This window comes from Pseudomonas sp. B20, assembly GCF_020515755.1.
Taxonomy (GTDB): Bacteria; Pseudomonadota; Gammaproteobacteria; order Pseudomonadales; family Pseudomonadaceae; genus Aquipseudomonas; species Aquipseudomonas syringae.
This window is the reverse complement of sequence record NZ_JAHPJG010000002.1, coordinates 1-25,033: the sequence shown is the minus strand read 5'-3', so window position 1 is coordinate 25,033 and position 25,033 is coordinate 1. Positions and strand designations below refer to the sequence as shown.

The window sequence follows — 25,033 nt, the reverse complement described above, 5'->3', positions numbered from 1 at the left end:
AGGAGTGGGCGGCATGACTCAGGAATGGGATGCAGGTCGGCTGGACAGCGACCTTGAAGGCGTAGGTTTCGATACCCTAGCCGTACGTGCCGGGCATCACCGCACACCGGAAGGAGAGCATGGCGAACCCATGTTCTTTACCTCCAGTTACGTATTTCGCACAGCTGCCGACGCGGCTGCGCGTTTCTCCGGTGAAGTGCCGGGCAACGTCTACTCGCGTTACACCAACCCGACGGTGCGTTCGTTCGAAGAGCGCATTGCCGCACTGGAAGGTGCCGAGCAGGCCGTCGCTACGGCGACCGGCATGGCGGCAACCCTGGCTGTGGTGATGAGCCTGTGCAGCGCCGGTGATCATGTGCTGGTGTCACGCAGCGTTTTCGGCTCGACCATCAGCCTGTTCGACAAGTACTTCAAGCGCTTTGGTGTCGAGGTGGATTACGTTCCTCTCGCCGATCTGAGCGGCTGGGATGCGGCGATCAAGCCCAACACCAAAATGCTTTTCGTCGAATCGCCGTCCAATCCCCTGGCTGAACTGGTCGACATCGCGGCGCTGGCCGAGATCGCCCACGCCAAGGGCGCGATGCTGATCGTCGACAACTGTTTCTGTACGCCGGCCTTGCAGCAGCCGCTGTTGCTGGGCGCTGACATTGTCGTGCATTCGGCCACCAAGTTCATCGACGGCCAGGGCCGTTGCATGGGCGGCGTGGTTGCCGGGCGCAGCGAGCAGATGAAAGAAGTGGTCGGTTTCCTGCGTACTGCCGGGCCGACACTCAGCCCGTTCAACGCGTGGATCTTCCTCAAGGGCCTCGAAACCCTGAACCTGCGGATGCGCGCTCACTGTGCCAATGCTCAGGCGCTTGCCGAGTGGCTCGAGCAGCAGGACGGCATCGAAAAAGTCCATTACGCCGGGCTGAAGAGTCACCCGCAGCACGAGTTGGCCCAGCGTCAGCAAAAGGGCTTTGGCGCGGTGGTGAGCTTCGAGGTCAAGGGTGGCAAGGATGGTGCATGGCGCTTCATCGATGCCACACGACTGATTTCGATCACTGCCAACCTGGGTGACAGCAAAACCACGATCACTCACCCGAGTACCACCTCTCACGGTCGCCTGGCACCTCAGGAGCGTGAAGCCGCAGGTATTCGCGACAGCCTGATTCGGGTTGCGGTGGGGCTGGAAGACGTGGCTGATCTGCAGGCTGACCTGGCCCGTGGTCTGGCGGCGTTGTGAGTAGCGAGGTCAGCAATCCGGCCAGTGGCAAGCCGGGCGAGGAGTGGGCGTTGAAATTTGCCAGCGTCCACAATGGTCGTGTCGCCCTGGTGACCGGTGCCGCTCGGGGTATCGGGCTCGGCATCGCAGCGTGGCTGATTGCCGAAGGCTGGCAAGTGGTGCTGACCGATCTGGACCGTGCGCGTGGTTCGAAAGTGGCCGGTGCGCTGGGTGAAAATGCCCTGTTCATTGCCATGGACGTTGCCAGTGAAGAGCAGGTCGCAGCGGGCGTGGCCGAGGTGCTTCGCCAGTTCGGTCGTCTCGATGCGCTGGTGTGCAACGCTGCGATCGCCGATCCGCACAACACTACGCTGGAAAGCCTTGAGCTGTCGCACTGGAACCGTGTGCTGGCAGTCAACCTCGGCGGTCCGATGCTGCTGGCCAAGCATTGCGCGCCTTACCTGCGTGCGCATTGCGGCAGCATCGTCAACCTGACCTCCACACGCTCCCGTCAGTCGGAGGCCGACACCGAGGCTTATGCAGCCAGCAAAGGTGGCCTGATGGCGCTGACACATGCGCTGGCGATCAGCCTGGGGCCGGAGATTCGTGTCAACGCTGTCAGCCCTGGCTGGATCGACGCGCGTGACCCCTCGTTGCGCAGAGCCGAGCCGTTGTCCGAGACCGATCATGCTCAGCATCCGGCCGGCAGGGTAGGGACGGTGGAGGATGTTGCGGCGATGGTTGCCTGGCTGTTGTCCAGAAACGCCGGCTTCGTCACCGGGCAGGAGTTCGTGGTCGACGGTGGCATGACGCGCAAGATGGTGTACGCCGAGTAGTTTGTGCGGGCCAGCTTCAATTGAGCTATTGCTTGTGCTTTTGGTGTGTGGTGGGGGTTTTGTGATTGAGGTGGTTTTTAAAAAAACTTCAATCAGGCTATTGACTTAGGTTCGTTAGGTGCGTAAATTTCGCGGCCTCAACGAAGCAAAGGGTGATTAGCTCAGCTGGGAGAGCAGCTGCCTTACAAGCAGCGGGTCGGCGGTTCGATCCCGTCATCACCCACCATCGTTGAGTTTGAAAGCTGAAGTACGAGGGCTTTCAAAAGTGATTTTACAAAGCTTATACGGACGCAAGTCCACAATGCGCAGCGGTAGTTCAGTCGGTTAGAATACCGGCCTGTCACGCCGGGGGTCGCGGGTTCGAGTCCCGTCCGCTGCGCCATATTTGTACAGATCGGGTTCGCCGGGTCTGCGATTGAAAAGCCCAAGGGTCTTTCAGTCACGTGTACAGGAAGCAGACTACCGAAAGTTTGTTTCAAACAGGTTTACAGCGATACGCAGCGGTAGTTCAGTCGGTTAGAATACCGGCCTGTCACGCCGGGGGTCGCGGGTTCGAGTCCCGTCCGCTGCGCCATACACCGCTTCAAGGCCCTTGAACTCCTTGAAGCAAACAAGAAAGCGGCCCTAGGGTCGCTTTTTTGTTGTCTGCGTTTTTGTGTGCCTGCGGGGAGATCTGGTTCGCTTGAGCATGGACTGTATCCAAATCCTTTTGAACTGTACGTTGATCCAGCGTCGGCCTTGTTGCAGACTTACCGCCATTTCCCAGTTCGCAGTCTTGCTGGCAGTCTTTTCCTTCCTCAGGATTTTCGATGTTTAAGCTACTGAACGTTCGTACCGCCTTCTGGATCTCCGCCGTGCTGATGGCGGCCGGCTGCTCATCGTCGCCCAAGCAGGCGGTGTATGACCATGAACACTTCGACGACGCCGGGACCTTCTCCCGAAGCTACCCTGCGACCGATATGGCTTACTGCGAGGCAGGGCGGCGTGCCTTGCTGAGTCAGGGCTATATCATCACCAGCAGCGACCCGAAGATGATTGCCGGCCGCAAGAGCTTCCAGCAGACCGGCGATACGCATATCGAGATCAGCTTCAATCTGGTGTGTGCCGCCGATGCGAAGGATGGCAATTCCACCATGTTCGCCAACGCCCTGCAGGACCGTTACGCGCTGAAGAAGACCAACAACTCGGCCAGCCTCGGCGTAGGCGTGCTGGGCTCCGTGTCGATGCCGATAGGCTCGACTGACGACTCGATGGTCAAGGTCGCCAGCGAGACCGTCTCGTCAGCGAAGTTCTACGAGCGCTTTTTCGGTCTGGTGGAAAACTTCCTGCCGCCCGAAGTGAAAAAGGCTGCGCATATTGTCGAGAAGCCCAAGGCCGACCTCGGTGTGCCTGACACGGTTCCCGCAGCCCCGGCGACTCCCGCCAAGGCTGCCGAGCCTGCGAAATTGGCGCCTGCGTCGTCAGAAAACACGCCGAAGGCCGAGCATGCCGCCGAACCGGTCACGCCTGCTGCAAGCGAACCTGTGCCTGCGCCGTCCGAACCTGCTTCATTCAAGGCAGAAACGGTCGAAACACCGGCCGCAGAACCTGCAGAAAGCACCGCGCCCACGCCAGCCGAGCCCGCCCCGGCGCAGTAAGGAGTGGCGCGGAGCGTCGTGAACTGCATTCCCACGCTGGAGCGTGAGGAACGATAATCGTCAGGGATAACACTATCGTGCCCATGCTCCGGTGGGTATGCCGGTCTGGACGCTCTGCGTCCTCTTGTGACGCGGAGCGTGAGGAACGAGAAATATCCACGGCCTTAGCCCAGAAACAGCCTGTACGCCGGGTTCTCGCTTTCATCCCAGTACCGGTAACCAATCTCATCCAGCGCAGCGCCGACCAGATGCCGCTCATCCTCCGGCACTACCAATCCAGCAACCACGCGGCCATCGGCTGCGCCATGGTTGCGGTAGTGGAACATGGAGATGGTCCAGCGCCCGCCCAGGCGGTTGAGGAAGTTGAACAGTGCGCCCGGTCGTTCCGGGAACTCGAAGCGCAGCACCACTTCATCGTCGACGCGCTCGGCATGCCCGCCAACCATGTGACGGATGTGCAGTTTGGCCAGTTCGTTGTCGGTCAGGTCCAGCACCGGGAAGCCTTGTCCGGTCAGGCTGGCGATCAGGGCGCTGCGCGGGTCGTTCTCGGGATGGGTCTGCACGCCGACGAAGATGTGCGCCTCGCGATCGGTGTGATAGCGGTAGTTGAATTCGGTGATCTGCCGCTTGCCGATGGCCTCGCAGAATGCCTTGAAGCTGCCCGGCTGCTCGGGGATGGTCACGGCAATGATCGCCTCGCGACCCTCACCCAGTTCGGCGCGCTCGGCCACGTGCCGTAAGCGGTCGAAGTTGACGTTGGCCCCTGAATCGATCGCCACCAGCGTCTGGCCGCTGACGCCGCGCTGCTCGACATACTTCTTGATCCCGGCCACGCCCAGCGCGCCGGACGGCTCGGTGATCGAACGGGTGTCGTCGTAGATGTCCTTGATCGCCGCGCAGATTTCGTCGGTGCTGACGGTGATCACTTCATCGACATAATGGCGGCACACTTCAAAGGTGTGATGGCCGATCTGCGCCACCGCCACGCCATCGGCAAACAGCCCGACCTGGCTCAGCACCACGCGCTCCCCGGCGGCCATCGCCGCCTGCAGGCAGTTGGAGTCGTCCGGCTCGACGCCGATGATCTTGATCTCCGGGCGCAGGTATTTCACATACGCCGCGATGCCGGCAATCAGACCGCCACCGCCGACCGGAACAAAGATCGCATCCAGCTGGCCCGGTTGCTGACGAAGAATCTCCATCGCCACCGTGCCTTGCCCGGCGATGGTGTCGGGGTCGTCATACGGATGGATGTAGACGAAACCTTGTTCGTCGACCAGCTTCAGCGAGTAGGCCAGCGCTTCCGGGAACGAATCGCCGTGCAGCACCACGGTGGCACCCCGCGAGCGCACGCCCTCGACCTTGATCTCCGGCGTGGTGCGCGGCATGACGATGGTCGCCTTGATCCCCAGCTCACGTGCCGCCAGCGCCAGACCCTGAGCATGATTACCCGCCGATGCCGTCACCACGCCCCGTGCAGTCTGCTCTGCGGGCAATTGCGCGAGCTTGTTGTAAGCGCCACGAATCTTGAACGAGAACACCGGCTGCAGATCTTCGCGCTTGAGCAGCACCTGATTGCCCAGCCGTTCGGACAGCTGGCGAGCGCCTTGCAGCGGCGTTTCGATGGCAACGTCGTAGACGCGGGAGGTGAGGATTTTGCGCGCGTAATAGTTGAGCAGAGCGTGCGGGTCCTGGCTCATCGCATCGCCTCTTCATACGTCGTGCCTGGGTACTCGGCGAAAGCGCGCGGCAGATCGATAATCAGGTCCAGAGCGGCGAGAAGGGCGATAGAGCGAGGGATGGCGATCATGTCTGACTCCTGATTCGGCAATTGTTGCCCGGGAGACAGAAGAAACCCGCCTCCAGGGCGGGTTTTTTGCAAACGTCGGCTAACCCGCCATGACTGGAATGACGGTAATAATAATCTGGCCGAGGTTGTGCTTGATGAGGTTCATGAGCAGGAGGTTAGGTCGACACTGGCATGCAAGTCAATAGCGCCCGTCCGCTACAGAGGTGAGAGGACTACTGAATCGGCCACGGACTTTTTCGTCTGTTTGACAGGAATCAACATTTTTATTTCACATTGGCACTTTAATGTTGATCTTGCGGTCAGTTATTTCAGCTTTGATTATCACCCCACTCACTCAGCCAAGAGGGCGAAGAAATGGACGAATACCAGGAAGAACTACTTGAATACCGTGCATCGGAACTGGACCCGGTAGAGCCTGCCGACGATGCTACCGAGCTGTGAACGGCTTCAAGCGCTTTGACGCTGGCTGCGGCGAAACTCTCCCGGAGTCTGCCCGTTCCAGCGTTTGAAGGCGCGTTGAAAGGCTTCGGCAGAAGCGAACCCCAGCAGGTAGGCGATCTCCCCGAACGCCAGTTCAGTGTCGCGAATATAAGTCATCGCCAGGTCGCGCCGCGTGTCATTGAGCACTGCGCGAAAGCAGGTGCCTTCTTCGGCCAGCTTGCGACGCAGCGTCCAGGTCGGCAGTTTGAGCCTTGCCGCCACTTCCTCCAGATCCGGTTCACTTCCGCCGTTCAATAGCGGCCCCAGCAATTGAATGATGCGTTCACGCAGGCTGCGGGTGCGGGTCTGTTGCTCCAGTTCACCTTCGCATAACTGCAACAGGTGCCGCCAGGTACTTGGGCAATGGTCCGGGTTGCGCAATGCCAGGCTGGTCTGGTCCAGACGCAGTTGGTTAGTCGCCGCGCCAAACAGCACCGGGTTATCACTCAATACGGCGTATTGCGCGGCATAGTCAGGCGCCTCGAATTCGATCTCGACGCGCTGTGCGCGCAGTTCTGTTCCTGCCAGCGTCGAAAGCTGAGCCAGCCAGCCAGCTAAAATCGAGTCCACCACAAACCTGTTGTAAGCGTTATAGGGGCTGATTGAATAGAAGCGCATCCAGGCACCGTCCGCGTCCTCGTGGAAGCTCGACTGACCGCGATAATTGGAGCCATACAAGGGTTCAAAGCGAATCAGCGTGCGCGCCGCCTCGCGCACGTTGGGTGCCTGGGCCGCAGTGATACCGGCCAGACCTGCCTGCGCAAAACGACTGAGCTGGCCCATGCGCAACCCCAGCCCGGGCTGGCCGGTCAGCTGGATGGCTGCATGCCCCAGACGCATGTAGCGCGGGATCGACAGCCGCGCCCGCGCCTGGCTCAGGCGAATCGGGTCAAGACCGTATTGCTCCAGCAGCGCGTCAGGGTTCCTGTCGAAACTGTTGACCGCATCGGTCAGGCTCTGGATGAAACCCACCGACAGATCACCGAGGCGCAGCGTCAGGGTCGGCATCGTCAAAGCCAGAGGTTGATCAGGCGCGCACCGCCAGCGGCAGCATTTTCCGGCTGCGGCTCGGCGATCGTTTGTCCTGCGTGGCTGGCAAAACTTTGCCCGGCCACGCCCTGATTCCAGAACTGCCCGCGCATGAACACGCTGATCCCCGCCTGCGCAGTGCTTTGCGGAGCACGCCCGATCAATGTCAGGTGATGCCAGGCTTCGCCCTCGCTAGGCGTGTCGGTCGGTACGTCGATGTCTGAATGCCGGGGCTTGCGCCACGCTTCGGACCAGGCTGTCTTGCCGATCACAAAGGCCGGCACCGCAATCAGTTGCGCACCGCTCTGGTTCAGGCGCGCGTAATTCTCCGGGTACCAGCTGTCGCTGCCAATCAGCACACCCAGACGCCCGGCCGGGGTGTCGATCACATTCAACGGCGCATCGCTTGCCGTGCGCACATAACGCTTCTGATAGCGCTCGGGGTACAACTGACGTTGCGGCTGACCCAGTGGCAGGCCATCGCTGCCAAATGTCAGGCTGCTGTTATACAGGGCGCCGCTACCGACTTTCAGCTGACCGCCTTCAACACTGGGATCGGGCAGCACAATTGAACCGGCCACCAGTGTGACGCCGAACTCTCTGGCCAGACCGCCAAACAGTGTCTGATAGTCCCGCGCCATTGATCGGGCCTTGATCCGCAGGTGGGCGTCATCCAGACGGTCCCGGCCTTCGGCCCCCAGCACCGCTTTGATGAATTGCAGCGGATTGCTCCACGACAGCCACTCCATGGCTTCATCCAGCGTGGCAGCCTGATAGAGCTGATCCTTCTCGCCACTGGCGAACAGCCAGGTGCCGATATGTTCCGGCAGTACCACCACCGTGCGTGGGTTGATCAGCCCCTTGTCACGGGCCTGTTGCAGATAAGCGGCGAGCTTGCGGTGCAGTCGCTCGGTGTTCTGGTAATCAGTCGGAAACAGTTCGGGCTCGATCCCCAGCAGGTTGCCGCGTTCACCGGGCTGGCCTTCATTGATGGCCAGACGAATGCGCAGATCGGACAGGTAGTGACCCGCCGGACGTTGATCGGTCCAGATTGCGTAGCTGACGAGGCTGGCAACGCTCAGCAGAACCAGGCAGATGGCGAAGAATTTGCGCATAAAAAGATCGAATGACGGCCATCGAGAAATTGTCGACTAGGGTAGGGCGGCGTCGGGCGCTTGCCAAGTGCCACTGCGCGTTTGGATCAATAACTTGTCACTTTCGGTCATTGAGTGTGTGGCGGGATGCGTCTTTACTGTTGCCCATGAACCAGAGGACCCGCAGAGGTCCTTGCTATTGCGTGATTGACTCGATGGAGCTTCGCCATGACTGCTGCTCATTATCCGCACCTGCTGGCCCCGCTGGACTTGGGCTTCACGACCTTGCGCAACCGCACCCTGATGGGCTCGATGCACACCGGTCTTGAAGAGCGGCCGGGCGGCTTCGAGCGCATGGCGACCTACTTTGCCGAGCGCGCCCGCGGCGGGGTCGGGCTGATGGTCACCGGCGGCATCGCGCCCAACGAAGAGGGCGGTGTCTATGATGGCGCGGCAAAACTCACCAACGCCGAAGAAGCAGATCGCCATCGCATTGTGACGCGTGCGGTGCACGAGGCTGGCGGCAAGATCTGCCTGCAGATTCTCCACGCCGGTCGTTACGCCTACAGCCGCAAGCAGGTCGCGCCGAGCGCCATTCAGGCGCCGATCAACCCGTTTACGCCGCGAGAGCTGGACGAAGAAGGCATCGAAAAGCAGATCGCCGATTTCGTGACCTGTTCGACACTGGCCCGCAGCGCCGGTTATGACGGTGTCGAAATCATGGGCTCGGAAGGCTACTTCATCAATCAGTTCCTGGCCGCGCATACCAACCACCGGACCGACCGTTGGGGCGGCAGCTATGAAAACCGCATGCGTCTGGCGGTCGAGATCGTCAGGCGCGTGCGTGAGGCAGTCGGTGCGCAGTTCATCATCATCTTTCGCCTGTCGATGCTCGACCTTGTGGAAGGCGGCAGCAGTTGGGAAGAAATCGTCGAGCTGGCCAAGGCGGTCGAACAGGCCGGTGCGACGCTGATCAACACCGGCATCGGCTGGCATGAAGCGCGCATTCCGACCATCGCCACCAAGGTGCCGCGCGCCGCGTTCAGCAAGGTCACTGCCAAACTGCGCGGCTCGGTGAACATCCCGCTGATTACCACCAACCGCATCAATACCCCGGAAGTCGCCGAGCGCATTCTCAGCGAAGGTGATGCAGACATGGTCTCGATGGCTCGTCCGTTTCTGGCCGATCCCGAGTTCGTTAACAAGGCTGCTGCCGGCCATGCCGAACGCATCAACACCTGCATCGGCTGCAACCAGGCCTGCCTCGACCATACCTTCGGCGGCAAGCTGACCAGCTGTCTGGTCAATCCGCGTGCCTGCCACGAGACCGAGCTCAATTACCTGCCCACCCTGCAGGTCAGGAAAATTGCCGTGGTGGGCGCCGGTCCTGCCGGTCTGGCCGCTGCAACTGTCGCCGCACAGCGCGGGCATGAGGTGACGCTGTTCGATTCGGCCAGCGAAATCGGTGGCCAGTTCAATATCGCCAAGCGCGTGCCGGGCAAGGAGGAGTTCGCCGAAACCCTGCGTTACTTCCGCAACAAAGTGCAGGAGACCGGTGTTCAGTTGCGCCTCGGCAATCGGGTAAAGGCCGCAGACTTGCTGGGCGCAGGCTTTGACGAGGTGATTCTGGCGACCGGCATCGCGCCACGCACGCCGGCCATCCCCGGCATCGATAACCCCATGGTGTTGAGCTATCTGGACGTCATATTGCAGCGCAAGCCGGTCGGGCGCCGCGTGGCAGTGATAGGTGCAGGTGGCATCGGTTTCGATGTGTCGGAATTTCTCGTGCACCAGGGCGTGGCCACCAGTCTGGATCGCGAGGCTTTCTGGAAAGAGTGGGGCATCGACACGACCTTGCAGGCCCGCGGCGGTGTCGCCGGGGTCAAGCCCGAAGTCCACGCGCCGGCACGTCAGGTGTTTCTCTTGCAGCGCAAGAGCTCCAAGGTCGGCGACGGCCTGGGCAAGACCACCGGCTGGATTCACCGCACGGGGCTCAAGAACAAACAGGTGCAGATGCTCAATGCCGTGCAGTACCTGAAAATTGACGATGCAGGGCTGCATATTCGCATCGGCGAAGACGGCGAGGAAAAGCTGCTGGCGGTGGATAACGTGGTGATCTGTGCCGGGCAGGACCCGTTACGCGAACTGTATGACGATCTGCTCAATGCCGGGCAAAGCGTGCACCTGATCGGCGGCGCGGATGTTGCCGCAGAGCTGGACGCCAAACGGGCCATCGACCAAGGCTCACGTCTGGCCGCCACCCTGTGACAGACAACGCCTGATCAAGGGTTTCGCAACGCAGCCTGCTGACCGGCGAAGACCCGGAAACGGCTTGGCTGTAAACTGCGGCGCATGATGCTCGACGCCCTTGGCTGGCAACCACTGCTCCCCTGGAACGCTTGAACCTGCCCTGGCTGCAAAAAGCCGGGGTCGAGGTTGCGATTCTGCGCCTGGACCTCATCGACGCGCTGATCAGCGGCAACAAATGGTTCAAGCTCAGCGAGCACCTGAGCCTGGCTGTCGATTCGGGTGCCGAGGGATTGATCAGCCTTGGCGGCGCTCACTCCAATCATCTGCATGCTCTGGCCGCAACAGGCAAACGCTTCGGTTTCCCGACGGTCGGCCTGTTGCGCGGTCATGCTCAGCAGACGCCGACGGTGCTCGATCTGCAGGCTTTCGGCATGCAACTGCACTGGCTGGGTTACGCCGGTTATCGCGAGCGGCATGCTACGGGCTTCTGGTTGCCGTGGCAGGCCCGCTATCCAGGTCTTTATCCGATTGCCGAAGGCGGTGGCGGGCTTGCCGGTGCGTTGGGGTGCGGTCGGCTGCGGGCAATGCTCGACGCGCAGCTCGCGCATCTGGGCTGGGACGATTACCACGGATGGTGGCTGGCGGCAGGCACCGGAACCACACTGGCCGGCTTGCTGTTGGCCGAGGCGGGCGCTCGTCCGGTGTATGGGGCGATGGCTGTGCCCGAGGATCATGGGGTCGCGCAAAACATTATCGCGGTGCTGAATGAGGCGTCTGGCGCTCACGCGGATGTCAAACCGTGCCTGCCCCCTGGCTGTGTTCTGCTCGATGCCAGCCGCGGCGCTTTCGCCAGAACCGACGCGGCGCTGCTCGACTTCATTGCCGCCAGCGAGGCGCAGAGCGGCGTACCTCTAGAGCCGCTGTACACCGGCAAGGCGTTGCTGGCCCTGCAGGATGAGGTGCTGGCCGGTCGTTTCGCGCCCTGCACGCGCCTGGTCTTCGTGCACACCGGGGGCCTTCAGGGGCGACGTGCGATGGGCCTGTAAACCACGTAGCAGAGCCTTTGGCATGAATTCTGCGCAGTTCGATGGCGAGACGTCGGCCCTGACTACGTGGATGACACTTCTGGAGAGGGGCATCCGGGTCGCTGTCTCGATAATCGATCCATTCCCGATCAAGACGCCGAGGCCTGCCATGACAACTACTACCGTAGAGCAAGTCGATCCTGCCACGCTGAAAAAAGTCATCGTTGCTGCGGCCATCGGCAACTTCGTCGAGTGGTTCGATTTTGCCGTGTATGGCTTTCTGGCGACGACGATCGCGCTGCAGTTTTTCCCCAGCGGCGACAGCAGTGCGGCGTTGCTGAAGACCTTTGCCGTGTTCGCCGTGGCCTTCGCATTCAGACCGCTGGGCGGGATTTTCTTCGGCATGCTGGGTGACCGGATCGGGCGCAAGAAAACCCTGGCGATGACCATCCTGCTGATGGCCGGCGCCACCACGCTGATCGGCCTGTTACCGACCTATGCCGCGATCGGTGTGATGGCGCCGGTGCTGCTGACCATCATTCGCTGTGCCCAGGGTTTCTCGGCTGGCGGGGAGTATGCCGGCGCCTGCGCCTACCTCATGGAGCACGCACCACGCACGCAGCGTGCCTGGTATGGCAGTTTCGTTCCGGTCTCGACGTTCTCCGCGTTCGCTGCCGCGGCAGTGGTGGCCTATGCGCTGGAGTCGTTTCTGTCGACCGAGGCCATGGGTAACTGGGGCTGGCGTCTGCCGTTTCTGATTGCTGCACCGCTGGGGCTGGTCGGGCTGTACCTGCGCTGGAAGCTCGACGAGACCCCGGCGTTTCAGGCGGTCGCTCAAGAGCACGCCGTTGCTCACTCGCCACTCAAGGACACCTTGCGCCATCACGCGGCGGCGATGTGCTGTCTGGGCGCATTCGTGTCATTGACGGCGTTGTCGTTCTATATGTTCACCACCTATTTCGCGACCTACCTGCAAGTGGCCGGTGGATTGAGCAGGGCAACGGCGCTGCTGGTCTCGTTGATCGCGCTGGCCTTCGCCGCGGCCCTCTGCCCACTGGCCGGTGCCTATTCGGATCGGGTAGGGCGCCGGGTCACCATGGCGACGGCCTGCATTCTGTTGATGGTCGTGGTGATTCCGTCATTCCTGATGGCCAGCTCCGGCTCGTTCATCGCCTCTATCATCGGCGTCATGCTGCTCGCCGTGGGTGCAGTGCTATGCGGTGTGGTAACGGCTGCACTGCTGTCCGAAACCTTTCCCACCCGTACCCGCTACACCGCCTCGGCGATCACCTACAACATGGCCTACACCCTGTTCGGCGGCACCGCGCCGCTGGTGGCAACCTGGCTGATCAGCATGACCGGCAGCAACCTGTCGCCCGCGTTCTACCTCATCGCCGTGGCAGCACTGGCAATGGCCGGCGGCATGGCCCTGCCGGAAACCTCGAAAATCTCGCTGCATGATGTGCCTATTGCAGGCGAGGAGCCGGTGGTGGGGTCAATTGCCTGAAGACTAGGGCCACAACATCGCTCACATCGCAGAACGCTGTGTGACGCAGAGCGTCACGAACTGCATTACCACGCGCAGCGCTCATCTTTATACACAAGTGCTGAAGAGCCGGGAGGACGGCGCTTTCAGGCTCCTGCCCGCAGGGCATGGGAGCAGACCGGGCGAGGCTTCGCTTGTTCGTGAAGGCGTCATTTCAGACGATGTATTTTCAGTGAATGTGCCGGCGCTTTCGCGAACAAGTTCGCTCTCACGGCCTTCGGCCAGAATCAAAAACAGATGTGTGTATAACGCTGAGCGCGGAGCATCGGCACTATAGTCAGACACAGGAAAGAACCATGCCCGGCAGAGCACTTTCCGACCCGTCAGCAAAAACGCAACAAAACGTGGCACAGTCGCCCCGAAAAATGGCACATTGGCGCGCCCCGGTACGCGTGACACATCTTGTAATCATCCGTACCGGGCGAACCGCGAACCCTTTTACGGATAAATACCATGGCGACCAGTGCTCCGCCCGCGACGGCGAAGGCCTCGACCACCCCTCAAGCCAGCCCGCTGGTGATGCGCATCATCGGTGCCGTTGCCCTCGCGCACCTGGTCAACGACCTGATCCAAGCCATCCTCCCGTCGATCTACCCCATGCTCAAGGCCAGCTACGACCTGAGCTTCACCCAGATCGGCCTGATTACCCTGACATTTCAGATCACAGCCTCGCTGCTGCAGCCCTGGGTCGGTTATTACACTGACCGCCATCCCAACCCGCTGGTACTGCCCGTCGGATCGATCTGCACGCTGATCGGCATCGTGATGATGTCGATGGTCGGCAGCTTCCCCTTGATCCTGCTGGCCGCCGCGTTGATCGGCATCGGCTCGTCAACGTTCCACCCGGAAGCCTCGCGTATCGCGCGACTGGCCTCCGGTGGTCGCTACGGGCTCGCGCAATCGACCTTTCAGGTCGGTGGCAACACAGGCACTGCGTTCGGACCGTTGCTGGCCGCGGCGATCATCATCCCGTTCGGCCAGGGCAATGTCGCCTGGATCGGCCTGTTTGCGTTGTTCTCGCTGGGGCTGCTGTATGCAATCAGCCGCTGGTATCGCGCGCACCTCAACCTGTTCAAGCTCAAGGCCGGTCAGGCCGCCACTCATGGTCTGTCCAGAAAGCGCGTGATCGCCTCGTTGGCAGTGCTGGCGTTTCTGGTGTTTTCCAAGTTCTTCTACATGACCAGCCTGACCAGCTATTTCACCTTCTACCTGATCGAGAAATTTGACCTGTCGGTTGCCAGCTCGCAATTGCACCTGTTCCTGTTTCTGGGCGCCGTGGCGGCGGGGACCTTTTTCGGCGGGCCGATCGGTGACCGCATTGGCCGCAAGGCGGTGATCTGGTTCTCGATTCTTGGTGCTGCGCCGTTCACCCTGGCGCTGCCCTATGCCGATCTGTTCTGGACCAGCGTACTCAGTGTGATCATCGGCTTTGTCCTGGCCTCGGCGTTTTCCGCCATCGTGGTCTACGCCCAGGAGCTGGTGCCTGGCAACGTGGGCATGATCGCCGGGCTGTTCTTCGGCCTGATGTTCGGCTTCGGCGGCATCGGCGCTGCCTTGCTCGGCTATCTGGCTGACAGCCACGGCATCCTGTTCGTCTACACGCTGTGCTCGTACCTGCCGCTGCTCGGCTTCCTCGCGATTCTTCTGCCTCGGACCAAATAATGCTGATAGCGACGCTGATTTTCCTGTTCACCATCACGCTGGTCATCTGGCAACCCAAGGGGCTGGGCGTAGGCTGGAGCGCCGTACTCGGGGCGATCCTGGCCCTGCTGACAGGCGTCGTGCACGTCAGTGACATCGCTGTGGTGTGGGGCATCATCTGGAATGCCACGGCAACGTTCATTTCGCTGATCATCATCACGCTGCTGCTCGATGAGGCCGGTTTCTTCGCCTGGGCAGCGCTGCATGTGGCGCGCTGGGGCAAGGGCAACGGGCGCCGTCTGTTTGCCCTGTTCGTGCTGTTCGGCGCGCTGGTATCCGCCTTGTTCGCCAACGATGGTGCCGTGCTGATCCTCACCCCGATAGTCATTGCCATGATGCTGGCGTTGCGCTTCTCGCCTGCCTCGACGCTGGCGTTCGTCATGGCGGCCGGTTTCATCGCCGATACGGCCAGCCTGCCGCTGGTGGTATCGAACCTTGTGAACATCGTGTCGGCGGATTACTTCAAGATCGGTTTCAACCGTTACGCAGCGGTCATGGTGCCGGTGAATCTGGCCAGTGTTGCCGCCACCCTGGCCGTGCTGATGTGGTACTTCCGTCGGGATATTCCCGCCGAGTTCGAGCCCGAGCAGCTGGACAAGCCGGAAACGGTCATCCATGACCGCGCCACGTTTCTGGCCGGTTGGGCAGTGCTGGTGATTCTGCTGGTGGGCTGTTTTGCCCTTGAGCCGCTGGGCATCCCGATCAGTGCGATCTCGTCGGTGTGCGCAGTGTTGCTGCTGGGCATCGCCGCCAAAGGGCATACGATCAAGACGCGCAAGGTGATGAAAGAAGCACCGTGGCACATCGTGGTCTTTTCGCTGGGCATGTACCTGGTGGTCTATGGCCTGCGTAACGCCGGGCTGACCGATTACCTGGCCAATCTGCTGGACTGGTTCGCCGGCTATGGCATCTGGGGCGCGGCGATGGGCACCGGTGTGATGACGGCGTTCCTGTCTTCGATCATGAACAACATGCCCACGGTACTCATCGGGCTGCTGTCCATCGACGCAAGTCATGCCAGCGGCGCCATCCAGGAAGCGATGGTCTACGCCAACGTGATCGGCAGTGACCTCGGCCCGAAAATCACCCCCATCGGCAGTCTGGCCACGCTGCTCTGGCTGCATGTCCTGGAGCGCAAGGGCATCACTATCAGCTGGGGCTACTACTTCAAGGTCGGTATCGTGCTGACCGTGCCTGTCCTGCTGGTCACACTGGCTGCGCTGGCATTGCGGTTGAGTTGAGCGGATGACTGGTATCGGCGAGGTTCGGCCACATGTCCGACACCAGAAACAGCCGCTCGGCTTCCTCCCAGTGGCCCTCGGCATTTTCCCTGAGGCGTACCAATAGCTGCGCCGGGGCCAGCGGGTCGAGTTCACTCAGCCAGTCGTGCAACTGCTGATCGCTCCATGCCTCGTTATAGAGTGCCGGCGCCAGCCAGGCATGGCGAGGCAGGGGCTGCCAGCATCCCGGTTGGCTCTGCGCCAGGAATGACTTCCAGTCACGCTGATGCAGCCAGCGACCCTTGAGATGCTGCGGATGAACGCCGGCAGGGGATTGGCATGAGCCTGGCCACGGATACAACAGGTAGCCGCCCAGCCACAACCGCGCACTGAACGTTTCGACCCCCAGCGCTGCCAGCGTCGCCCGGCTTTCCGGACGTGCCGACATCGGCAACTGATGCTGGCTCAGATGGGTCAGCTTGCGGCCCAGCCGGTCCTGACAGCCAGGCCCCAGCCAGTGCGCCGGATCGCTGCCATCACCGTCCTGCGGCCCCAGGTAGAGCTTGATCGCCAGCTCGACGTGGTGCACGCCTTCATTATCACGCAGCAGCATGTCCAGCTCGCCCAGCGTCTGGCTGCCAAGCTTGATCTGCAGGTTGGCGGCGATTATTTCCACCCCCGGCGCATGCTGTACGGCGAATTGCCAGAGCCGCTCGTAATAGCGCCCCAGTCTTCGCGTGCTGGCCTGCGCCAGCCAGTTTTCGAGCGGGCGGCTGTCGCTGTCCAGTTGCCAGAGAAAATCCGCCAGTTGCTGTGGGGCTTTTACCCAGTCGCTGCCCGCCAGTGGATGGCGCTGCGGCCAGGGTGCAGTTTCAAGCATGGGTGGCGCGAGGATCACCCAGGCAAGGTCGCGCACTTCGGAATGCCGCAATTGGCAGGGGAGATCGATCAGGCCGGGAAATAGAGTCATGCGCTGAGGATAGCTTGAGTCGCCGCTGACAGACAGGGTGTTCGGCAAACGGCATATTCGCGCTGGTGTTTCTGCTTCGAAGACAACGTATGACGTATGACGTGCGACAGGATGTTCATCGAATAACGAAAGGTTATCGAAAACTATCAGTGGCCTTCTCTTTGTGCAAACTGTCATTCATATCCAGTATATTGTTTGCGTCAAACAATTCAGGCACTGCTCAATCATGTTCATTGGCCGGTCTGTCTCAATTGTGGTCACCTTGTGGTGAACGTCATTCAATCAGTCGGTCGACGCTTGGGCTGCTTAATTATAGGTGGTCTTCATGCGGCGGATAGTCGACTCGGCAAATCGGATGCCTGGAGTTTTTTATGAACGGTGACATGCAGACCCGGATAAAACAACTGCTCTCACCCGCCATTGCACGCGTGCAATGTATTGCCATCGTTTGCTGGCTGGTTGTTCTGTCGTTCACGCCGTATCTGCAATTCGGTCTGCCGGAAATACTGCTGACCCTTGGCCTGCTGGGGGCGTGCGCCTGGCAATACCGTGCAGCCGACTTCCGGGTCTGGCGCTGTGTGGGCATGGCATTCGTGATCATTGTGGCACTGTGCTTTTCAAGGGCGGGCCATTTGCGCACCGGCACGGACATCAACTGGTCACTCTCGGTCGCCGTGATGATTATCCTGTGTTCGACATTGTTAGTGGTGTATACCCGGGATTATCTGCTGGTGGCGGTACTCGCCTGGTGTATTCTCTCTCCCGCGCAGGGGGTCGATACCGACAGTGTCGCGACTCTGTTCATGACGCTGTTCTTTATCACGTCGGTCAGTCTGGGCAGTGTGATGAATCATACTTACACGCGCACACTTCGTACGGTATTGAGTCTGGAACATCAGTTTCGCGAACTGTCGCTGACCGATGACCTGACCGCTATATTGAATCGCCGGGCACTGATGCAGGCACTGGATAATCATGTGCTGAATAACTCGGCCGGTTATTTTCTGATGCTCGACATTGATGACTTCAAAACAATCAATGATCAATTCGGCCACGACGCCGGTGATCAGGCACTTCGCGTGATGGCTGGTTGCTTGCAAAAGACCGTGGGCAGTCTCGCCTTCGGACGAATGGGCGGAGAGGAGTTCGGCGTGATCCTGCCAATGTGCAGCGAAGATGATGCTCGGGATTATGTGTTGAACCTGCTGGAGTGCATCAGAAAAGCCCTCGCTGTCAGCCCGCTGACCTGCAGTGCCGGGCTGGCAGACATCCCTGCGGCAGCGGACAGCTCGGAAGTGCTCAAGACTGCCGACATCAATTTGTATCAGGCCAAGCGGGGCGGCAAGGACCGGGCATTCTGGCGAGGTGCGCAGATAGGCGGCCATCAGGCGGGCGGCATCAGTATGGAATGCGATAAAACCCGAGCCCTGACACGGTAGGCGGGCATCGGACTTTATCGCGCTGCCCGTACCCTGTTGCAAGGTCCGCGAAATCCTTTTTAAACCCCGGTTTGCTGCGATCAGGCCCTTTCGCCCATAATCACGTTTTTAAAGTCGTCTCGAACCCGCAGCAGGAGCCTCATGGAGCAATTTCGCAATATCGGCATCATCGGTCGCCTGGGCAGTGTTCAGGTGCTCGAGACCGTTCGCCGACTCAAGAGATTCCTGCTGGACCGCCACCTGCACGTCATTCTCGAAGAGACGATCGCCGAGGTCCTGCCCGGTCATGGCCTGCAGACCTCATCGCGCAAGATGCTCGGCGAGGTCTGCGACATGGTCATTGTGGTCGGCGGCGACGGCAGCCTGCTGGGCGCGGCGCGGGCACTGGCCCGGCATAACGTTCCGGTGCTGGGCATCAACCGTGGCAGCCTGGGCTTTCTGACCGACATCCGCCCCGACGAGCTGGAGGTCAAATGCGCCGAAGTGCTCGACGGGCATTACCTGGTGGAAAACCGCTTCCTGCTCCAGGCCGAAGTGCGTCGCCACGGCGAGGCCATCGGTCAGGGCGATGCGCTCAACGACGTGGTGCTGCACCCCGGCAAGTCCACGCGCATGATCGAGTTCGAGATCTACATCGACGGTCAGTTCGTGTGCAGTCAGAAGGCCGACGGCCTGATCGTCGCCACGCCGACCGGCTCGACGGCCTACGCGCTGTCGGCAGGCGGGCCGATCATGCACCCCAAGCTCGACGCCATCGTCATCGTGCCGATGTACCCGCATACCTTGTCCGGGCGGCCCATCGTGGTCGACGGCAACAGCGAGCTGAAAATCGTGGTGTCCAAGGACATGACCATTTACCCGCAAGTGTCGTGCGACGGCCAGAATCATTTCACCTGCGCGCCGGGTGACACCATTACGGTCAGCAAGAAGCCGCAGAAACTGCGTCTGATCCATCCGTTGGATCACAACTATTACGAGGTCTGCCGCACCAAGCTCGGCTGGGGCAGCAAGCTCGGCGGCGGGGGCGATTAATGCTCGATCCGGCGCGTGGCTATGATCTGATCGGTGACGTGCACGGGTGTGCCCATACCCTCGAGCACTTGCTGGAACTTCTCGGTTACCGTCTGCAGGCTGGCGTGTGGCGCCATCCCGAGCGCATCGTCATTTTCCTCGGCGACATCATCGACCGCGGCCCGCGTATTCGCGAATCGCTGCACATCGTCCGCGACATGGTTCAGGCCGGTCAGGCGTTGTGCATCATGGGCAACCACGAGTTCAACGCGCTGGGCTGGGTGACACCGGCCATGTCCGAAAGCGGTCACCAGTTCGTGCGTGAGCACACCCCGCGTCATGCGCGGTTGATCGGCGAGACCCTGGCGCAGTTCGAGCAGTATGCAGATGAGTGGAGCGAGTTCGTCAACTGGTTCTACGAGCTACCGCTGTACCTCGATGCCGGTCGCTTCAGGGTCGTGCATGCCTGCTGGGATGCGACCCTGATCGATCCGCTGCGGGGCCTGCATGGCACGGGGTGTATCGACAAGCATTTCGTTCAGGCGTCGGCAGTGCCCGGCAGTTTCGCCAGTAATGTCTTCAACCGTCTGCTGCGTGGCACCGACATGCGCCTGCCGCATGGCCTGACCCTGACTGGCGGTGATGGCCTGACCCGCGAATTCTTCCGCACCAAGTTCTGGGAGGATGATCCGCAGACCTACGGCGACGTGGTCTTTCAGCCGGACGCCTTGCCCGAAGGGGTCGCCAAGACGCCGCTGTCCACGTCGGAGAAAAACGCCTTGCTGCGGTATGGCATCAATGAGCCGCTGCTGTTTGTCGGTCATTACTGGCGTAGCGGCATCCCTGCGCCTATCCGGCCGAACCTGGCCTGCCTGGATTACAGCGCCGTGCTCTACGGCAAACTGGTCGCCTATCGGCTGGACCAGGAAACACAGATCGATCCGGACAAATTCGTCTGGGTCGACGTGCAGCGTCCCGAGGTTTGAGAATGAGTCCTGTAGCTGTCCTGCGTTTGCCGCTGACCACCGACCTGAGCGGTTTTGTCAGGCTGTTGCTGCGCTTGCAGATTCCTCACCGGGTCAGTGAAGAGGCTGGCGAGCAAGTCCTGTGGGTGCCGGACGCGCCGCGACTGGTCGAAGAAGTACGCGAGTTGTACACGCGCTTTCCCGAAGGTGACGAGCACGTGCAACTGACGCAAGACAGCGGAAGCGTCACCTACAAGCCACCCGGCCTGATCGAGCAGTTACGCAGCAGTCCGGTGACGGCCCTGGTGTTGCTGGTCACCTTGCTGGTGGCGGGGCTGACGCTGCTGGGCGATAACCTCGAAGCCGTCCGCTGGCTGACCTTTCAGGATTTCCGCATCAATGGCGAGTACGCAACGTTTTTGCCGTTGTCCGAAAGCCTCGCGTCCGGACAGTGGTGGCGGATCATCTCGCCCATGCTGATCCACTTCGGCATCCTGCACCTGGCCATGAACGGCATGTGGTTCTGGGAGCTGGGGCGGCGGATCGAAATTCGTCAGGGCAGCCTGTCGCTGCTGTTGCTGACCTTGCTGTTTTCGGCGGTTTCAAATTATGTGCAATACCTGTTCAGCGGCCCAAGCCTGTTTGGCGGACTGTCCGGGGTGCTGTATGGCCTGCTCGGGCATTGCTGGATTTTCCAGATGCTGGCACCCAACCCGGTCTACCGTCTGCCGCGCGGCGTGTTGATAATGATGCTGGTCTGGCTGGCGCTGTGCCTGTCCGGGCTGGTGAGCATGCTCGGCTTCGGCGAAATCGCCAACGGTGCGCATGTCGGCGGGCTGATCATCGGTTGTGTCACCGGGCTGCTGGGTGGTGCGATTGCGCGCCGCAAGGCCTAGAATTACCCGCTATTTTCTGGAGTGCGCCATGTCGTCTTTTATAGAAATGATCGAAAACATCACCCCGGATATCTACGAGAGCCTGAAACTGGCTGTGGAAATCGGCAAATGGTCCGACGGTCGCAAGCTCACTCAGGAACAACGTGAGCTGTCCCTGCAGGCGCTGATCGCCTGGGAAGCGCAGAACCTGCCGGAAGACCAGCGCACCGGCTACATGGGGCCGCAGGAATGCGCCTCCAAATCGGCTCCAGTGCCCAATATCCTGTTCAAATCGGATGCTATTCATTGATCGAAATTGGTCGCGGAGCAGTCAACAAAATGTCGGCGCGTCAGGATGACACGTCGTGTGTGCAATACGCTTTTCGCCTCGGTGAGACCGAGATCGCGGTCAACCCGCTGATCGGCAAGACGCTGCGTCTGGAGTTTCTCGGCGCCATTCATTGCAGTCATTGCGGGCGCAAGACCAAGTCCAGCTACAGCCAGGGTTACTGCTACCCGTGCATGCTCAAGCTGGCGCAGTGCGACCTGTGCATCATGAGCCCGGAGAAATGCCATCACGATCAAGGCACTTGCCGTGATCCGGCGTGGGGCGAGCAGTTCTGCATGACCGATCACATCGTTTACCTGGCCAATTCGTCAGGCGTGAAGGTCGGTATTACCCGCTCAACGCAGTTGCCGACCCGCTGGCTGGATCAGGGCGCAAGCCAGGCACTGCCGATCCTGCGCGTGGCAACCCGTCAACAGTCCGGCTTCGTCGAAGACCTGCTGCGCAGCCAGGTGGCCGATCGCACCAACTGGCGTGCCTTGCTCAAGGGCGACGCTCAACCTGTCGACCTCAAGGCCATTCGCCAGGAGCTGTTCGACAGTTGCGGCGCAGGGCTGCTGGGATTGCAAGAACGATTCGGGCTGCAGGCCATCCAATTGCTACATGACGCCGAGCCTGTCGAGTTTCGTTACCCGGTCGAGGCGTATCCGACCAAGATTGTCAGCTTCAATCTGGACAAGAACCCGATTGCTGAAGGCACGCTGCTGGGGATCAAGGGCCAATACCTGATTTTCGACACGGGCGTGATCAATATTCGCAAGTACACGGCCTATCAGCTGGCCGTGCATCAGTAGAAGGATTCCAGCATGCGCACCGAACAACCGAAAATGATCTACCTGAAGGATTACCAGGCTCCCGAGTACCTCATTGATGAGACGAACCTGACCTTCGAACTGTTCGACGACCACTCGCTGGTCCACGCGCAGCTGGTCATGCGCCGCAACCCCGAGCGTGGCGCAGGCCTGCCACCGCTGGTGCTCGACGGTCAGCATCTGGAACTGGTTTCGGTCAAGCTGAGCGATGTCGAGCTGAGCGCTGCGGATTATCAGCTGACCGACGACCATCTGACCCTGCACCCACAGGCTGACAGTTTTACAGTCGACAGCACCGTGCGCATCCATCCGGAATCCAACACCGCACTGGAAGGGCTGTACAAGTCCAGCGGCATGTTCTGCACCCAGTGCGAGGCCGAAGGCTTCCGCAAAATCACCTATTACCTCGACCGTCCTGACGTGATGAGCAAGTTCACCACAACCGTCAGCGCCGCCAAGCAGGATTTCCCGATCCTGCTGTCCAACGGCAACCCGGTGGCCAGCGGCGAAGAAGAGGGTGGCCGGCACTGGGCGACGTGGGAAGATCCGTTCATGAAACCGGCCTACCTGTTTGCGCTGGTGGCCGGTGATCTGTGGTGTATCGAAGACACATTCACCACCATGAATGAGCGGAACGTGACCCTGCGTATCTACGTCGAGCCAGAAAACGTCGACAAGTGCCAGCACGCCATGACCAGCCTGAAAAAGTCCATGCGCTGGGACGAAGAGACCTACGGTCGCGAGTACGACCTGGACATCTTCATGATTGTCGCGGTCAACGACTTCAACATGGGCGCGATGGAAAACAAGGGCCTCAACATCTTCAACTCCAGCGCCGTGCTGGCGCGCGCCGAGACGGCGACCGACGCCGCACACCAGCGTGTCGAAGCGATCGTCGCCCACGAATACTTCCACAACTGGTCGGGCAACCGCGTGACCTGCCGTGACTGGTTCCAGCTGTCGCTCAAGGAAGGCTTCACCGTGTACCGCGACGCCGGTTTCTCGGCCGACATGAACTCGGCCACGGTCAAGCGTATTCAGGACGTTGCCTACCTGCGTACCCACCAGTTCGCCGAAGACGCAGGCCCGATGGCGCACGCCGTGCGCCCGGACAGCTTTATCGAAATCTCCAACTTCTACACCCTGACCGTGTACGAAAAGGGCTCGGAAGTGGTCGGCATGCTTCACACCCTGCTGGGGGCTGAAGGATTCCGCAAGGGCAGCGATCTGTATTTCGCGCGCCACGACGGCCAGGCCGTGACCTGCGATGACTTCATCAAGGCCATGGAAGACGCCAATGGCGTCGATCTGACCCAGTTCAAGCGCTGGTACAGCCAGGCGGGCACGCCGCGTCTGGCGGTCAGCGAGTCGTACGACGCTGCGGCCAAGACCTACAGTCTGACCTTCCGCCAGAGCTGCCCGACCACACCGGGCCAGCCTGGCGACCAGAAGCAACCCTTCGTGATCCCCGTCGAACTGGGGCTGCTGGATAACAAGGGTAGCGAGATTGCCCTGCGTCTGGCGAACGAAACGGCGGCGACCGGCACCACGCGGGTATTGTCGGTTATCGACGCCGAGCAGACCTTCACCTTCGTCGATGTCGCCGAAAAGCCGCTGCCTTCGCTGCTGCGCGGTTTCTCTGCGCCGGTCAAGCTGAGCTTCCCGTATGACCGCGACCAGTTGATGTTCCTGATGCAGCACGACAGCGATGGTTTCAATCGTTGGGATGCCGGTCAGCAGTTGTCGGTTCAGGTATTGCAGGAACTGATCGGCCAGCATCAGCAAGGTCAGCCACTGGTCATGGATCAGCGTCTGATTACCGCACTGGGCGCCGTGCTGGCGGATGATCATCTGGATCAGGCGATGGTCGCGGAAATGCTTTCGTTGCCGGGCGAGGCTTATCTGGCAGAAATCAGCGAAGTGGCCGATGTCGATGCCATTCACGCCGCTCGCGATTTTGCCCGTCAGCAGTTGGCAGAGGGGCTGTTCGATGGGCTGCTGGCGCGCTATCAGGCCAACCGTGAAGTGTCGAAGGTCACGCCTTATGTGGCCGAAGCCGCACACTTTGCCCGTCGTGCCCTGCAGAACATCGCGCTGTCTTACCTGATGCTCAGCGGCAAGCCGGAGGTGCTGGCAGCCACCATTGATCAGTTCGATACCAGCGACAACATGACCGAGCGCCTGACTGCGCTGGCCGTGCTGGTCAATTCGCCGTTCACTGCCGAGCGCGACAAGGCGCTCGCCGTGTTTGCCGAGAACTTCAAGAGCAATGCACTGGTCATGGATCAGTGGTTCAGCGTCCAGGCGGCAAGCACCCTGCCGGGCGGCCTGCAGCGCGTGCAGGAACTGATGAAGCACCCGGCCTTCAGCATCAAGAACCCTAACAAGGTGCGTGCCTTGATCGGTGCTTTCGCCGGGCAGAACCTGGTCAACTTCCACGCGGCAGATGGCTCCGGCTATCGCTTCCTGGCGGACCTGGTCATCGAGCTGAACGCGCTGAATCCGCAGATCGCTTCGCGTCAATTGGCACCACTGACCCGCTGGCGCAAATACGACAGCGCCCGTCAGGCGTTGATGAAAGCCGAGCTGGAACGCATCCTCGCCTCCGGCAAACTGTCTGCGGACGTGTATGAAGTGGTGAGCAAAAGCCTGGCTGAATAAGGGTTGATGCCGTGCTGAGTGCGTGATGGGTGCTCAGAAGGAAGGCGCTATCTGCTGACGTGGATAGCGCCTTTTTTGCAATGCTCGAAGCGTTCATCGCAATACGCCCATCTCGTGGGAGC

18 protein-coding genes, 3 tRNA genes and 1 pseudogene are annotated in these 25,033 nt (G+C 60.8%); 18 read left to right on the top strand and 4 right to left on the bottom strand.

Annotated features, from left to right (window positions below; translation table 11 throughout):
- Positions 1–13: 13 nt before the first annotated feature.
- From LIX91_RS02890 to LIX91_RS02865, 6 genes are all read left to right on the top strand, one after another.
- Positions 14–1,225, top strand: a complete 1,212-nt coding sequence (locus tag LIX91_RS02890) for an O-succinylhomoserine sulfhydrylase (RefSeq protein ID WP_003318486.1) — start codon at positions 14–16, stop codon at positions 1,223–1,225.
- Positions 1,226–1,275: 50 nt separating this feature from the next.
- Positions 1,276–2,040 (top strand): SDR family oxidoreductase, encoded by a 765-nt coding sequence (locus LIX91_RS02885; RefSeq protein WP_153221455.1) that lies wholly within the window; start codon positions 1,276–1,278, stop codon positions 2,038–2,040.
- A gap of 150 nt (positions 2,041–2,190) precedes the next feature.
- A tRNA-Val gene (locus LIX91_RS02880) sits at positions 2,191–2,266 on the top strand.
- A gap of 79 nt (positions 2,267–2,345) precedes the next feature.
- Positions 2,346–2,422 (top strand) — tRNA-Asp (locus LIX91_RS02875).
- Between the two features lie 115 nt (positions 2,423–2,537).
- A tRNA-Asp gene (locus tag LIX91_RS02870) sits at positions 2,538–2,614 on the top strand.
- Positions 2,615–2,849: 235 nt separating this feature from the next.
- On the top strand, positions 2,850–3,677 hold the full coding sequence (locus LIX91_RS02865; protein ID WP_003415692.1) for a DUF2242 domain-containing protein: 828 nt from the start codon (positions 2,850–2,852) through the stop codon (positions 3,675–3,677).
- A 164-nt stretch (positions 3,678–3,841) separates the two neighbouring features.
- Here the strand turns inward: LIX91_RS02865 and ilvA are convergent, their stop codons facing one another.
- From ilvA to LIX91_RS02850, 3 genes are all read right to left on the bottom strand, one after another.
- Complete coding sequence (ilvA, locus tag LIX91_RS02860; RefSeq protein WP_004418578.1) at positions 3,842–5,377, bottom strand: threonine ammonia-lyase, biosynthetic; 1,536 nt, start codon at positions 5,375–5,377, stop codon at positions 3,842–3,844.
- Between the two features lie 557 nt (positions 5,378–5,934).
- A complete protein-coding gene (locus LIX91_RS02855; RefSeq protein WP_003409635.1) occupies positions 5,935–6,975 on the bottom strand; it encodes an AraC family transcriptional regulator in 1,041 nt (346 codons plus the stop codon).
- Between the two features lie 2 nt (positions 6,976–6,977).
- Positions 6,978–8,111 (bottom strand): carbon-nitrogen hydrolase family protein, encoded by a 1,134-nt coding sequence (locus LIX91_RS02850; protein ID WP_226487952.1) that lies wholly within the window; start codon positions 8,109–8,111, stop codon positions 6,978–6,980.
- 207 nt (positions 8,112–8,318) lie between these two features.
- Here LIX91_RS02850 and LIX91_RS02845 point away from each other — a divergent pair, with 207 nt between their 5' ends.
- The 5 genes and pseudogenes from LIX91_RS02845 to LIX91_RS02825 all read left to right on the top strand — a co-directional run bounded on the left by LIX91_RS02845 (position 8,319) and on the right by LIX91_RS02825 (position 15,853).
- On the top strand, positions 8,319–10,358 hold the full coding sequence (locus LIX91_RS02845) for an NADPH-dependent 2,4-dienoyl-CoA reductase (protein WP_103697459.1): 2,040 nt from the start codon (positions 8,319–8,321) through the stop codon (positions 10,356–10,358).
- A gap of 84 nt (positions 10,359–10,442) precedes the next feature.
- A pseudogene (locus LIX91_RS02840) lies at positions 10,443–11,386 on the top strand (1-aminocyclopropane-1-carboxylate deaminase/D-cysteine desulfhydrase).
- Positions 11,387–11,534: 148 nt separating this feature from the next.
- Positions 11,535–12,872 carry an MFS transporter gene (locus tag LIX91_RS02835; protein WP_103697461.1) on the top strand — a complete coding sequence of 446 codons (1,338 nt, stop codon included), beginning with the start codon at positions 11,535–11,537 and terminating at the stop codon, positions 12,870–12,872.
- Positions 12,873–13,364: 492 nt separating this feature from the next.
- Complete coding sequence (locus LIX91_RS02830) at positions 13,365–14,573, top strand: MFS transporter (protein ID WP_226487951.1); 1,209 nt, start codon at positions 13,365–13,367, stop codon at positions 14,571–14,573.
- Positions 14,573–15,853 carry an arsenic transporter gene (locus tag LIX91_RS02825; protein WP_003415699.1) on the top strand — a complete coding sequence of 427 codons (1,281 nt, stop codon included), beginning with the start codon at positions 14,573–14,575 and terminating at the stop codon, positions 15,851–15,853. The genes LIX91_RS02830 and LIX91_RS02825 overlap by 1 nt, the downstream gene beginning before the upstream one ends.
- On the opposite strand, the gene LIX91_RS02820 is transcribed toward LIX91_RS02825, so the two are convergent.
- Positions 15,819–16,802 (bottom strand): DUF1853 family protein, encoded by a 984-nt coding sequence (locus tag LIX91_RS02820; protein WP_100072746.1) that lies wholly within the window; start codon positions 16,800–16,802, stop codon positions 15,819–15,821. The two genes, LIX91_RS02825 and LIX91_RS02820, sit on opposite strands and share 35 nt — an antisense overlap.
- A gap of 371 nt (positions 16,803–17,173) precedes the next feature.
- Between LIX91_RS02820 and LIX91_RS02815 the strand changes: the two genes are divergently transcribed.
- From LIX91_RS02815 to pepN, 7 genes are all read left to right on the top strand, one after another.
- Positions 17,174–18,241, top strand: a complete 1,068-nt coding sequence (locus LIX91_RS02815) for a GGDEF domain-containing protein (protein WP_003409649.1) — start codon at positions 17,174–17,176, stop codon at positions 18,239–18,241.
- Positions 18,242–18,382: 141 nt separating this feature from the next.
- Complete coding sequence (locus LIX91_RS02810) at positions 18,383–19,273, top strand: NAD(+) kinase (RefSeq protein ID WP_003409651.1); 891 nt, start codon at positions 18,383–18,385, stop codon at positions 19,271–19,273.
- Complete coding sequence (locus tag LIX91_RS02805) at positions 19,273–20,238, top strand: metallophosphoesterase (protein WP_100072732.1); 966 nt, start codon at positions 19,273–19,275, stop codon at positions 20,236–20,238. The genes LIX91_RS02810 and LIX91_RS02805 overlap by 1 nt, the downstream gene beginning before the upstream one ends.
- 2 nt (positions 20,239–20,240) lie before the next feature.
- Positions 20,241–21,113, top strand: coding sequence for a rhomboid family intramembrane serine protease (locus LIX91_RS02800; protein WP_003415704.1), 873 nt, complete (start codon positions 20,241–20,243; stop codon positions 21,111–21,113).
- 28 nt (positions 21,114–21,141) lie between these two features.
- Positions 21,142–21,402, top strand: a complete 261-nt coding sequence (locus tag LIX91_RS02795; protein WP_003368468.1) for a YeaC family protein — start codon at positions 21,142–21,144, stop codon at positions 21,400–21,402.
- Positions 21,399–22,232 carry a DUF2797 domain-containing protein gene (locus LIX91_RS02790; protein ID WP_024639083.1) on the top strand — a complete coding sequence of 278 codons (834 nt, stop codon included), beginning with the start codon at positions 21,399–21,401 and terminating at the stop codon, positions 22,230–22,232. Before LIX91_RS02795 ends, LIX91_RS02790 begins: the two co-directional genes overlap by 4 nt.
- A 12-nt stretch (positions 22,233–22,244) precedes the next feature.
- Positions 22,245–24,911 (top strand): aminopeptidase N, encoded by a 2,667-nt coding sequence (gene pepN / locus LIX91_RS02785; protein ID WP_226487950.1) that lies wholly within the window; start codon positions 22,245–22,247, stop codon positions 24,909–24,911.
- Positions 24,912–25,033: the final 122 nt, after the last annotated feature.